At 61.9% G+C, this 11796-nt stretch carries 16 protein-coding genes; 11 read left to right on the forward strand and 5 right to left on the reverse strand.

Annotated features, from left to right (window positions below; translation table 11 throughout):
- The first annotated feature begins 417 nt into the window (after positions 1–417).
- Both repC (FQV39_RS33425) and FQV39_RS30485 read left to right on the forward strand, forming a co-directional pair.
- Positions 418–600, forward strand: a complete 183-nt coding sequence (repC, locus tag FQV39_RS33425) for a replication initiation protein RepC (protein ID WP_187640386.1) — start codon at positions 418–420, stop codon at positions 598–600.
- Between the two features lie 19 nt (positions 601–619).
- Entirely contained in the window at positions 620–847 is a 228-nt protein-coding gene (locus FQV39_RS30485; protein WP_149134230.1) for a hypothetical protein, read from the forward strand.
- 13 nt (positions 848–860) lie between these two features.
- On the opposite strand, the gene FQV39_RS30490 is transcribed toward FQV39_RS30485, so the two are convergent.
- Positions 861–1100 carry a WGR domain-containing protein gene (locus FQV39_RS30490; RefSeq protein WP_149134231.1) on the reverse strand — a complete coding sequence of 80 codons (240 nt, stop codon included), beginning with the start codon at positions 1098–1100 and terminating at the stop codon, positions 861–863.
- Between the two features lie 109 nt (positions 1101–1209).
- Complete coding sequence (locus FQV39_RS30495) at positions 1210–1398, reverse strand: WGR domain-containing protein (RefSeq protein WP_149134232.1); 189 nt, start codon at positions 1396–1398, stop codon at positions 1210–1212.
- A gap of 396 nt (positions 1399–1794) precedes the next feature.
- Between FQV39_RS30495 and repA the strand changes: the two genes are divergently transcribed.
- From repA to FQV39_RS30530, 7 genes are all read left to right on the forward strand, one after another.
- Complete coding sequence (repA, locus tag FQV39_RS30500; protein ID WP_149134233.1) at positions 1795–2997, forward strand: plasmid partitioning protein RepA; 1203 nt, start codon at positions 1795–1797, stop codon at positions 2995–2997.
- A 75-nt stretch (positions 2998–3072) separates the two neighbouring features.
- Positions 3073–4074 (forward strand): plasmid partitioning protein RepB, encoded by a 1002-nt coding sequence (gene repB, locus FQV39_RS30505; RefSeq protein ID WP_149134234.1) that lies wholly within the window; start codon positions 3073–3075, stop codon positions 4072–4074.
- A 156-nt stretch (positions 4075–4230) separates the two neighbouring features.
- Positions 4231–5460, forward strand: a complete 1230-nt coding sequence (gene repC / locus FQV39_RS30510) for a plasmid replication protein RepC (protein ID WP_149134235.1) — start codon at positions 4231–4233, stop codon at positions 5458–5460.
- A gap of 78 nt (positions 5461–5538) precedes the next feature.
- Entirely contained in the window at positions 5539–6027 is a 489-nt protein-coding gene (locus tag FQV39_RS30515) for an MbcA/ParS/Xre antitoxin family protein (protein WP_149134236.1), read from the forward strand.
- 194 nt (positions 6028–6221) lie between these two features.
- Complete coding sequence (locus FQV39_RS30520; RefSeq protein WP_149134237.1) at positions 6222–6428, forward strand: hypothetical protein; 207 nt, start codon at positions 6222–6224, stop codon at positions 6426–6428.
- Between the two features lie 328 nt (positions 6429–6756).
- Complete coding sequence (locus FQV39_RS30525; RefSeq protein WP_149134238.1) at positions 6757–6975, forward strand: AbrB/MazE/SpoVT family DNA-binding domain-containing protein; 219 nt, start codon at positions 6757–6759, stop codon at positions 6973–6975.
- On the forward strand, positions 6962–7309 hold the full coding sequence (locus tag FQV39_RS30530; RefSeq protein ID WP_149134239.1) for a type II toxin-antitoxin system PemK/MazF family toxin: 348 nt from the start codon (positions 6962–6964) through the stop codon (positions 7307–7309). The genes FQV39_RS30525 and FQV39_RS30530 overlap by 14 nt, the downstream gene beginning before the upstream one ends.
- Positions 7310–7512: 203 nt before the next feature.
- Here the strand turns inward: FQV39_RS30530 and FQV39_RS30535 are convergent, their stop codons facing one another.
- On the reverse strand, positions 7513–8655 hold the full coding sequence (locus tag FQV39_RS30535) for a site-specific integrase (protein ID WP_149134240.1): 1143 nt from the start codon (positions 8653–8655) through the stop codon (positions 7513–7515).
- 127 nt (positions 8656–8782) lie between these two features.
- Between FQV39_RS30535 and FQV39_RS30540 the strand changes: the two genes are divergently transcribed.
- Together FQV39_RS30540 and scpB are read left to right on the forward strand one after the other, a co-directional pair.
- On the forward strand, positions 8783–9730 hold the full coding sequence (locus tag FQV39_RS30540) for a DUF1403 family protein (RefSeq protein ID WP_149134241.1): 948 nt from the start codon (positions 8783–8785) through the stop codon (positions 9728–9730).
- Between the two features lie 3 nt (positions 9731–9733).
- A complete protein-coding gene (gene scpB, locus FQV39_RS30545; protein WP_149134242.1) occupies positions 9734–10438 on the forward strand; it encodes an SMC-Scp complex subunit ScpB in 705 nt (234 codons plus the stop codon).
- A gap of 205 nt (positions 10439–10643) precedes the next feature.
- Here scpB and FQV39_RS30550 read toward each other — a convergent pair whose 3' ends face one another.
- Both FQV39_RS30550 and FQV39_RS30555 read right to left on the reverse strand, forming a co-directional pair.
- Positions 10644–10922 (reverse strand): hypothetical protein, encoded by a 279-nt coding sequence (locus FQV39_RS30550; RefSeq protein WP_149134243.1) that lies wholly within the window; start codon positions 10920–10922, stop codon positions 10644–10646.
- A 477-nt stretch (positions 10923–11399) separates the two neighbouring features.
- Positions 11400–11774 (reverse strand): VOC family protein, encoded by a 375-nt coding sequence (locus FQV39_RS30555; protein ID WP_149134467.1) that lies wholly within the window; start codon positions 11772–11774, stop codon positions 11400–11402.
- Between the last annotated feature and the right edge of the window lie 22 nt (positions 11775–11796).

Raw genomic sequence — 11796 nt, forward strand, 5'->3', positions numbered from 1 at the left:
ATCCGAAGGGGCGTCCACACACGGACATCACGAAGACCCTCGACTACATGAGCCTTCAGTCGAGGGCCTCGACACTTCCAGGTGGAGGGATGAGGCGATCATCGTTGCGGTGGAGGCTACTCGCGCTCGCGGCTGGCGCCTTGACGGAACTCGTCGGCCGTCTGGTCGAGATCAGCCACTAAATTTCTAAGTGTCTGGCCGATCACGTTAATCGGACGATTCTGAGCCGTAATGCAGCTCAGAATGAGCCACATATTCAGATTCAAACCTCCGATTCCATTGAATCTGAACCGGCTCTCCAAGAAGGCCGGGAGGACGCTTCAAGCAATCCTTCCCGCGATGCGCCCTCCCCGATGTCCGGTGCTCTGCCAGTGCCTGACACTCCATCGAGTAAGCCGCTCCCGTTTGATCGACGTGATGGGCGAGGTCGACGCCGTCATTACCGTGGTCATGATCCAGGAAAAGGGCGACGCCATCCGATCACCAGGCGGCTACCTGCGACAGCTCACGCAGAAGAGGAAAGCCGGCGCGTATGCGATCGGACCGATGCTGATGGCGCTCTTCAATTCTCAGCTCAAATCCAGCGCCCGCGCTGCTTAGCCATCCCGAGGTTCACCTCATGACACTCAGCAACCAGAATGGTGCCCGCTGCTCTGACGGGGTTATCTGCGTCGCCTTCCGCAGTCGCTGCCTTGCGCCGGCGCCTGTACCAGATCCCGTCGTTCCGACGATCGCAAGGCTCTCCGCCTTCATCAGCAAGGAGGCCGGCTGCAGCGTCGAAGCGGCCAATGACATCCTTGAGGTGCTGATGGAGGTTTTCGGCGTCAACGAGACCCAGCTCTCATAACGCGCGGGGCAAATCACGCGAGACGCTCGCGATAGCCGCGTCGGCGCTTCCGATGGAGCCAAGCATCCAAGGCGACCTTCGCGGCTGCCTCATCCGGATGGATATCTATCCTGCTCCCGCCTTGGTGGCCTATCCGGCCCCACTGGCGAACGAGGCTCATCTCGCCCCACAAGGTCGGTTCGATCGACAGGACATAGTACCGCTGCATGTTCTGTGAGGGCTCAATACGGTCGAGAACGACTAGGTGGAGCATGGGGCATGGCCGATTGACAGGTGCCCAAGAATCATCGGTAGGTCGACGCCGGTCCAACGCATTTTAAGAATCAATGGGCGCGAACGGATTCCCGATTGGAATGGTCGGCCTATTCCCGCACCTTCGCGGCTGCCTCATCCGGATGGATATCTATCCTGCTCCCGCCTTGGTGGCCTATCCGGCCCCACTGGCGAACGAGGCTCATCTCGCCCCACAAGGTCGGTTCGATCGACAGGACATAGTACCGCTGCATGTTCTGTGAGGGCTCAATACGGTCGAGAACGACTAGGTGGAGCATGGGGCATGGCCGATTGACAGGTGCCCAAGAATCATCGGTAGGTCGACGCCGGTCCAACGCATTTTAAGAATCAATGGGCGCGAATGGATTCCCGATTGGAATGGTCGGCCTATTCCCGCACCTAAACATCGACAAGCTTACTTCGTTCTACGGCACTACAGCTGCTGAATTGACAGCTGTACGGAAATCGAAATTCGCTTGTGGTATCAAGGTGTTCTGGCGAGCTATGCCTCGTATTTTGACAGCCCAGCCGCCGGGGCTACGTGTTTACTTCTCGTTAACGCAAAATTGGTTGCCGCCTTTGTCGAATCAGGCATAATTCACGCTTGAAATTACCATTGCTCCGGAAAAGCGTCACTGTTCCGGAAAAGCGTTATTCCGATAGGCGGACACCGGATGAACTTCGCGAACATCAGCGATGATGCTGGCAAGCTTTTTCATGAGATCATCCTCCAGCAGGGGGAGCTGATCTCTGAAAAGCTCAATCTGCTGCGTATCGAGCACTATCCACCAAATGCAACGAGGAGCTTGCGACAGTTCGCGCTGGGCGAAGTGGCGTATTTTCTGGGCGTCACCCCGTCGAATGTTAAAAAGCTCCACCTGGAAGGAAAAGGGCCGACGCCCACAACCACCTCCTCTGGCCGCAGGACGTACACTGCCGAGCAGATGCTGGAGCTCAGGCAGTACCTCGATCGCCACGGGCGATCGGGGGTCAAGAAGTACGTGCCGCACCGCCGTCCGGGCGAGCCGCTGCAGGTTATCTCCGTCGTGAACTTCAAGGGCGGCAGCGGCAAGACGACGACGGCCGCCCACCTGGCGCAGTATCTCGCGCTCACTGGCCACCGCGCTCTTGCGATTGATCTCGATCCGCAGGCGTCGCTGTCAGCTCTTCACGGGATCCAGCCGGAACTCGACAAGAACCCCTCGCTTTACGATTGCCTGAAGTACACGGCCGATCGGGTTCCGATCTCGCACGTGATCCGGCCTACCAACTTCCCGGGCCTGGACATCGTGCCAGCGAACCTGGAACTCCAGGAGTACGAGTACGACACGCCGATGGCGGCCCAGAAGACAGTCGAGGGGAAGCAATTCTTCTTGCGGTTAAGCGGGGTGCTGAAGGAGGTCGACGACCGCTACGATGTCGTTGTCGTCGACTGCCCGCCTCAGCTCGGCTATCTTACGCTGACGGCGCTTACTGCATCTACCTCGGTGATCATTACGATCCACCCGCAGATGCTCGACGTCATGTCGATGAGCCAATTCCTTCTGATGCTTGGAGGAATCCTCGGCTCGATCGTGGGGCACGGCGCCGACGTCCGCCTGAAATGGTTCCGCTATCTGGTCACGCGATATGAACCGATGGATGGGCCCCAGGCCCAGATGGTTGGCTTCATGCAGGCGATGTTCCCAAAATTTATGCTCGCGAGCCCGATGCTGAAGTCCACAGCCATCGCGGACGCCGGCATTACGAACCAGTCGCTATACGAACTCGATCGGTCCCAGTTCACTCGCGAAACCTATGACCGGGCGATCGGATCCCTCAACTCTGTCAACGAGGAAATCCGTTCCCTCATGCACGATGCATGGGGGCGGAGATGACCGCCGAATTGACAGCTGTACGGAAATTGAAATCGGCTCACCAATTCAACGCTTTACGCGGAGCTAGTGTCTAAAATGGCGCGTAAGAACCTGCTCATCAGGGCAATGGAAAGTCCGGTGGAGGTCCCGGACATTCCGGCATTGCCTATCCAGGATGCTCGGTCGCTGTACGCGAACCGCGGCGCCTCGCGCGCCATGAAGCAATCAATCGAAGAAATGGCCGACCAGGCCAAACTCATCGCCGACGGCGAAGTCGTCGTTGAGCTCGACCCGGACCTCGTTGATGGCTCATTCGTCTCAGACCGCATCGAGGACGACGAGGTCGAGTTCGCGCTGCTCAAGGAAGGCATTGAGAAGGAGGGGCAACTCCAGCCGATCCTTGTCCGGCCTCATCCTGAGGTAGCCGGCCGGCATATGATTGTCTTCGGCCATCGCCGGCATCGCGCCGCGAAGGAACTGGGAAAGCGGGTCCGGGCCATTATCCGGTCACTGGACGACGTCGCCCATATCGTAGCGCAAGGGCAGGAAAACGCGCGCCGGGCCAACCTGTCGTTCATCGAGAAGGCCCGGTTTGCAGACAGCCTACGCCAGCTCGGCCATAACAGGCAGACGATCATGGCGGCTGTTAGCGTCGACGAGACGGTGGTAGCCCGGATGTTTAGCATCATCGACGTCGTGCCAAAGGATGTCGTCGAAGCCCTTGGCGCTGCTAGGGCCGTCGGCCGGCCGCGTTGGGAGGAGCTGAAGAAGCTTATTGCCCATCCAACGAAGGGCGAGACAGCGAGCGCTATCGTGCGCTCGGAAGAATTCAGTCACACGCCGATCCCCGACAGGTTCAGCTTCCTCGTCGAGAGGATCAAGAAGGCGCATAAGGCCCCCCAGCAGAGGAGGGCGGCTGAAGGCCTATGGGCGCCGAGCGACAACCGTGTCGCCGCCAGCTACCGGAACACCGGCCGCACATTCAGCCTCTCGCTCAAGTCCAAGGACGCGGGCGAGTTCGGCAACTTCATTTCGAGTAACCTGGAGAAGCTCTATCGCGACTTCAGGGAAACGAAAGACCGCAACCAAGGAGATTGAACGCAAAAGAAAACGCCCCCGAAACGGCTGTTCCGAGAGCGCTCTCTGTCTTAAGCAAACTGAGAATCGCACTTCCTCGAATCACCGTCAAGAGTCTCGCGAGAGATTTGCGCCATTCGGCGAGCGGATTTCTTTTGCCTGAATAGGGCAAAGGACATGGAACCACGGCTATCAACGACGCCCTTTGGGCGGCGGACGCTGACGCTTGCCCATGTGGCGAGCCAGGCGCTCGCAAAGGAGCGGCCGCCCGAGAAGGCGGTCCACAAATGGAATCTGTTTCGGGACATTTGCACGGCCAAGGCTCCGCTCGGCGTGAATGAACGCGCCCTGGCAGTGCTCGACGCTTTGCTGACCTTCCACCCGGAGACCGTTCTGACGGGCGAGCAGCTCGTCGTCTTCCCGTCGAACCAGCAGCTGGCGCTACGGGCCCACGGCATGTCGCCAGCGACGCTCCGCCGCCACCTGGCTGTGCTCGTCGACGCCGGCCTGATCATCCGCCGCGATAGTCCGAACGGGAAGCGCTACGCTCGCAAGGGTAGGGGAGGGGACATCGAGCTCGCCTTCGGCTTCGATCTGTCGCCGTTGGTTGTACGATCCGCGGAGATCGAGAGATCAGCCGAGGACGTCAGGCTCGAGGAGCGAGCCCTGAAGCTCGTGCGCGAGCGCATCACCATCTGCCGGCGGGACATCGCCAAGATGATCGCGACAGCGATGGAGGAGGGCGTTCCGGCCCACCAGGTGGGGCAGGGACCTTCGACCTGGCAGGAGATCCACGCCCTGTATCGTTCAATAATTGGCAGGATTCCACGGACCGCTCCACGCGAGATCCTGGAGCCGATTGCCGACGAGCTGTCGATGCTGGCCGACGAAATCCTCAACCTTCTGGAAATTCACACAAAAGCTCAGAATTTAAGCGGCAATGAGTCTCATTCTGAGCGGCACAAACAGAATTCAAAACCAGATCTCCCTACTGCTCTTGAACCTCGCTTTCCAGAAAGCAGGGGGATCGAAGTCGAGATTGATCCGGAACCAGTGAGGAAGCCAGAAAAGGCATTCCCGCTGGGGATGGTCCTCGATGCCTGCCCAGATATCATCGATTACGCCCGCGGCGGAATTTCCAACTGGCGAGACTTCCTCGCTGCAGCCGCGATGGTGCGATCGATGCTCGGAATTAGTCCGAGCGCCTGGTTCGACGCGCAGAGTGCGATGGGCGAAACAGAGGCTTCGATCGTGGTCGCGGCGATCCTGCAGCGCGGCGACGCGATTTCCAGCGCCGGCGGTTATTTGCGTGGCCTGACACGGAAGGCGGAAACCAACGAGTTCTCAATCGGGCCGATGCTGATGGCGCTGATTGGAAGCCGTCGGCGTGAGCCGAGACGGGCGTAGGTTGCCCGCTGATGACATGCGAGGACCGTAGCCGGCACAATTCTGGTACAACGAGTACTTAGCGACGAGGAATGCACGATGGCTTGGAAACCACCCGCGCCGATCGACACCAGCCCCGAGGATCGGGCGCGCGTGAGCGGCCCAGGGATGCGGGCCTTTCTGAATATCGCGCGAGTTTGGGAGCTCGACTTTGCCGAGGTGCGAAAGCTCCTGGGCATGCCGGCGGCGGCCGAGTTTCAGACTTGGTACGACGCTGCCCGCGGCGAGGAGCCGCTGACCCTTGAAACCGACGTCCTGCTGCGGATCTCGGCTGTCCTCGGCGTCTATCAGTCCCTCCGCGTCCTATACGGATCAGAGCATGAGGGCGCGGGATGGCTCCGAGGCGTCAATCGTGCAAACCCCTTCAACGGCAAACCGCCGATGGAGCTGGTGCTGTCGGGCTTTGAACCTGGTCTGATGGATGTACGCCGCTACTTGCTCGCCAAGGAACACGGGGCTGGCGAGGCCCCGAACGAGATCGACAGGGACTTTAGGCCCTATACAGATGCCGATTTGATTTGGAGATGATCGGCGTTACGAGCGGCATTGAGAAAGAACGAACCGCGGCTTGCCAAAATGTCTGTTGAAATCGAGCCCGATCTGTAATCGATCACGGGCATATCCTCAATTTCATCAGATTGCCGCTGTCCAAGGCGTTGGAACTGTGCTCCTGCGGTTCACGCTCGCCTCGCAGCCTCGTTCATTCGTCGAGAGGAATATTCGTGTTTCAAATCAAGGCCATGGTCCGCGGCAGCAAAGTCAGTGAGCGAGCTCCAACTGCGACAGAGGCACTCCGGCGGTTCAAGGATATCCAGACGCGCGCCGGTGTGACTGCCTGCTCGATCATGAAGGCCGGTGTCTTGGTCGCTCCGGCCGAGCTTCTCAGCGCCGCGACGGTCGAAGACATGCGGGCGAAGTCGGGGCTGTAATACGTGGTTGGGCGGAGCCACGCCGTTCGCCAGCCGAGCGATCTCGTTCGCAACTCGACGCCTTCGTTTGGGCGTCGGCAGCAGTGTGCCGAGGCAAGGCGGACTGGCGGGGATGAACACAGGGCATAGCGTTGAAAGTACGCTAAACGACGCTATGCCCTCGAATATGCTACATCGAGGATCGTCAGCGGGTTAGGTCCTGCTGATTGGGAGTCACACGGCCCGATCCGAGAGCGGGGAGGGGGATTGGACACCCCAAAAATCCGTTCCGGCTTGCACGAGGAAAGGAAAATCCTTACTGTAAGGAATTTCCTTACAGGAGATCCTCATGATCACAAGCAAGCTGACAAGCAAGGCACAGACGACAATTCCGCAGCCAATCCGGGCGGCCCTTCGTCTACGCGAGGGCGACGAGATCGCATATAGCATCGAGGGCGACGCGGTTGTGATCCGCAAGGCCACGGTCCCGCTGCCGGCCGAAGATCCGTTTGGGACGTTCAGTGAGTGGGACAGCGAAGCCGACCGGAGGGCCTATGCCGACCTCTGATTTCCGCCAGGGTGATGTTGTCCGCGTTCCGTTCCCCTACACCGACCGCAACACCCGGCAACATAGGCCGGCGCTTGTTGTCAGCAACGGCGGGATCGGCGAGGGCGCCGCCCTATTGTGGGTGGTGATGATCACCAGCGCCGAAAATCGGCCATGGACCGGTGACGTATCTCTGGGCCAGTTCTATTCGGAGGCTGGCTTGCCGGTGCCGAGCGTGATTCGTCCCGCCAAGATCGCGACGATCGAGGCGGCCCATGCCGATAAGCTGGGGCGGATCAGACCCAGGTTGATGGCCGAAGTCGGCACCCACCTTAAGAAGCATATTGGCCTTTAAGGTGTCATCTCGTCCCTAACCGGAACCAACCCCATCGAGGCATTTTTTCCGTGGCAACAAAGTCAGCGAGTGCGCTCCGCCGGCAGCCGAGGCTCTAGGCCGGTTCAAGGGCACCGGACCGGCCATCATGAAGATTGGCGTCCCTGTTGGCCCGGCGGCGCTTCTGAGTGCTGCTACTGTCGAAGAGATGCTCATCGTTCGGCTCAAAGCCCCGCGGCCTTGGTGAGATTGACCCGGAAGCGGTCACGCCGTCGTTGATACCTTCGAGTCATTTCGGCCGAGGCATGGCCGAGCTGCTTCTGGACATGGCGCTCGTCGGCCTCGGCCGAGGAGGCGAGGCCGGCGCGCAATGAGTGGCCTGAAAATTTCTGTCGACGCTCTCCTTCGGAGAGATCACCGCGCACGCCGGCGGCGAGCGCCGTGCGCTTGACCAGACGGGCGATCTCCCGGTCGTTCAGGCGTTCGGAACCGACGCCCCGGCCCTGGTCGGTCACCCGTCGAAACAGCGGACCGTGCGCGATCCTGGCGAGTTTCAGCCAGGTTTGCAGCGCCACGACCGGGCAGGTGGCGTCGGCGGAGCCGCGGCCGACCTCGACCTCGCGCCAGCCGGTCTTGCCGCGTAAGCTGACGACCAGCCCCAAGTCGAGGATCTCGACCCAGCCGCGGCCATCCTCGGTCTGGTCGCGACCGACATCGAGTCCGACGATCTCGGATCGGCGCAGGCCGCCGGCGAAACCGATGAGCAGCATCGCCCGATCCCTGAGCCCGCGGAGCGTGCCGCGATCGAGCGTCTCGAGCATGGCGATGATGTCCTCGGGCAACACCGCTTCCTTTTGGTGTGGCGGTGCGGCGTGACTGTTGCGGATGCCGGCGAAGACGGTGGCGATATGCCGGTCCTTGCGATCCAGTGGCGTGCCGCGCTGCGCGTAATTCCAGGTCAGGGCTGACAGCCGGCGCTCGATCGTCGAGACGCTGTTCGGCTTGCGCTCGGTCGCCGCGCCGGAGGCGCAGGCGGTGATGTAGAGCCCGACGACGTGCGGGGACGGCGGGTACGCCTCGAGACCCTGCCGCCGGCACCAGCTCGAAAAATGCCGCCAGTCGGAGGCGTAAGCCCGGCGCGTGTTGGCCGAGCTCGCGGCCGCGACGTAGTCGCGGGCGCGATCGGCGAGCCGCGCGAGATGCGGCGACAGACCGGATGTTTCGGCCGTGACGGGGGAGGGGAGGACGCCGGCGGTCTCGGCCGGTGCCCGGACCTCGGAAAGATCGACAGCTGCCGTCGGACTCTCTGGCGGAGCGGAGCTCTCCGGAGCGTGATTTTCGGCGTTCTGGGCGGCGATTTCGGCCATCTCTTCTATAAGGCGCAAAACATCCGATAAGGCAAGCTTATCGGACATTATCTGCGCCTGACAGGGCGTGCGCTTTCAGCCGAAACGGATGGCATAAACCGCACTTCAGGGGTATCGTTCCCGGACGATGTCCGCAGCCGATTCGACCGCCAGCCTTGCCTTCATGCCTCCAGCCGTACCCGGTTGGGCGCTGCCGCGCGGACCGGTGACGAGCGATGTTGAGGCGGCGTTCCTGGCCGGCGCGGCCTTGAATTCCTTGGATAATTTGGTTTGCACCGCGACGCCCTGGGCCGGCGCCTGGCGCCAGCGCATGGCGCTGAAATGCGCGGCCGCAGCGGTCGCGCTCGCCGGACGAACCGAGGACGAAGCGCAGCTGCGCGACGCCTGGCATCTGCGCACGGCCGGCGCCGATCCCGGCCCGGCAGGCAATCTTCTCGCCGCCTGGAGACGTCTTGCCGAACGGTCGCCGGATATCGGGCCTGATGCCTTGCGGTCGATCGTCGCTGTGCTCGGCCTGCGCTGGCGCGATGATCTCGCTGGTCTGGAATGCTTCGATGGCCTCGCCCGATCGAACCGGCCAGCGCCGCTGGTCGCCGCCGCGCTCATGGCTGAGGTCCAGCGGGTGCGGCCTGATGCTGAACTGCTCGCCTGGTGGCTGGCTGATCTAGCGATCGCTGCACGGATGCGTTGGCCGATGGCCATGCCGATGTTGGTGACGCAGGCGCGGGGGCCTGCCTTCCGCAGTGCGGGCGGTCGCGGTCGCATTCGCCCGGGAGGGGAGGGGTTCGAGCGCGGGATTTGTGTGGCGCTCGCGCTGGCGGCGGCGCAAGCCTGCCGACTCGCCGGCGAGATCGCACCACGAGCGGCCCGGCTCGTCGCCGCTGCGCCGAAGCTGCGGGCGAAAGGGGCAGGGGACGTCATCCAGCTTCTGCTCGACGACGACGCCGTGTCGGGGACATGGCAGACCGCGAGCCTGACGCGCTGGGGCGCGCGTCGCCTGTTCGACAGGCTGACCAGCCTTGACGCTGTGCGTGAGCTCTCCGGCCGTGCCAGCTTCCGGCTCTATGGGCTTTGACGCATGGCGCGGCGCACGCAGACAGAAGAGCTCTTTGACGCCGAACTCGCCGACATGCCGCCGGAGCTGCGCTGGCGCGAATGGATGGGCCGGGTCGAGGCGGTGATCTTCGCTTCGCCCGTCCCCGTCGGCCGCGAAACCCTGGCCCGCGTCGTGGGCCGCGACTGCAGCCTTGATCTCCTGATCGACGACATTCGCGATGAGCTGGTCGGGCGCCCCTACGAGCTCGTCGCTGTCGCCGGCGGCTGGCAGCATCGCACGAAGAACGGCTTTGCCGCAGCGATCCGGGCTGCGACCGGCCTCGGTGCGCCTGACAGCAAGGCGCTGTCGCAAGCAGAGAGCCTGGTGCTGTTGTGCATCGGCTACTTCCAGCCGATTACCCGCGCCGAACTCGGCCAGGTTTTCGGCAAGGAGGTCAGCCGCGACACCATCGGCCATCTGCGCAAGCTCGGCTTCATCGCCGCCGGACCGCGCAGCCCACAGCCTGGTGCGCCCTATACCTATGTGACGACGCCGGCCTTCCTGTCGCAGTTCGGCTTCGAGACGCTGCGCGATCTGCCGGATTTCGAAAGGCTCGAGGATGCCGGACTGCTCAGCAAGGACAGGCTGCTCGCCGGCGATCTTCTGCCGTCGTTCTCGGCGATCGGGGATAGCGAAGAGGTCACCCCGGTTCACGATCAGCACGAGGTCTCGGTCGATGACGAATAAGCGGGCGGAGCGCAACTTTGGCCCTGAGCGGATGTATCGACGACAGCTCAGAGCGCGGTAGTCGATCTCGTTTTTCGGCCGGAGGTTTGGGCAGCCCCGGTGATTAGGCGAGGGAACGCGGCCTCGACTACGCGAACATCCCCGCGGTCGCCCTCATCTACCTCGCCTCGAACCGGGATCGCTATCGGGACTAGCAGAAGCCTAGCTATTGTTGCCGACGCTTGATTGCCTCTCTAAGCAACGCCACCGCCGCATCTGCATTCCCCTTCGGACCCTTAAGGCCGACCGCGACATATTCGCCGCCGACGACGGCTCCGGCTTGCCACTCACCACCCATTTTCTTGCCCATGACCTCCATTATGGGTGTACGAACGACATAGGCTTTCGCGCCGATATTTGGCAGGGACCGGAACCCCTCCCAGTTCTCGAAGCTCCAATTCTTGAGTTGCAGTGCATTGCCCGCTGGAAACACACTTATGCTCATCTTGTGGTCCGCGCCTTCATCGGACCATGAGCACCCGGACGAGCCCGGCAAGAGGCCGCTCTCAGCGTTGCCGACCGATGCGCCGACGTATGCGGAGGCCTCCCTCTGCGTGAACAGCTTGCACGCGGGGTTGTCCGCGGCCTGCGCTGCCAAACGGCCGCTAGATGCCGCGAGCAGGATAGTCGCCAAGACCGGGAGCAATAGTTTACGCACGAGTTTGCCTCATGTTTCGACTCAGAACAGGCTAATGCACGCTGCGAGCTGCGTCCTGATGCAAATGAAGGATATCGGAGAGATCGAGTGCGATCTCGCGCATCGGATGATGAGACTGCGGCGCCGAGAGCATACCTTTGCTGCGGTCTCCGGCGCGACTTGGCGGGCCGGTTGACCAAAGGAAAGTCCGAGACTGGACCGTCCGCTTGCCGGCGGATTTCCCGAAAAGCGGAATGATCTTCGGAGCAGCTATTGCCGATTGTGTTACTTCGTCGGCTGAGAGCGCGCGGTGAGCTTGTTTCCGTCCGGATCGCGAAGGTAGGCGACGAAGGCTCCATTCGGGCGCTCGCTGGGTGGGCTCTCAATCGCCGTCCCACCGTGCGTGGTGCCGGCCTTATGCCACGCGAGAACATGGTCACGGCTCGCAGCGGCAATACCGATAGTGCCACCGTTGGCCGCGGTCGCTGGATTGCCGTCGATCGGCTTCGTGACCATTAGCCGACCGCCCTTGTGGGCATAGATCAGCCTGCCTCTGGCATCTATCTCGCCAGGCTCGCCTCCTAACGCGGCGAATGTGGCGTCGTAGAAATCTCTAGCCCGCTCTAGGTCGTTGCTGCCGATCATGACGTGAGTGAACATATTTCTATCTCCAAGGAGAGCC

It is taken from the genome of Bosea sp. F3-2, assembly GCF_008253865.1.
Taxonomy (GTDB): Bacteria; Pseudomonadota; Alphaproteobacteria; order Rhizobiales; family Beijerinckiaceae; genus Allobosea.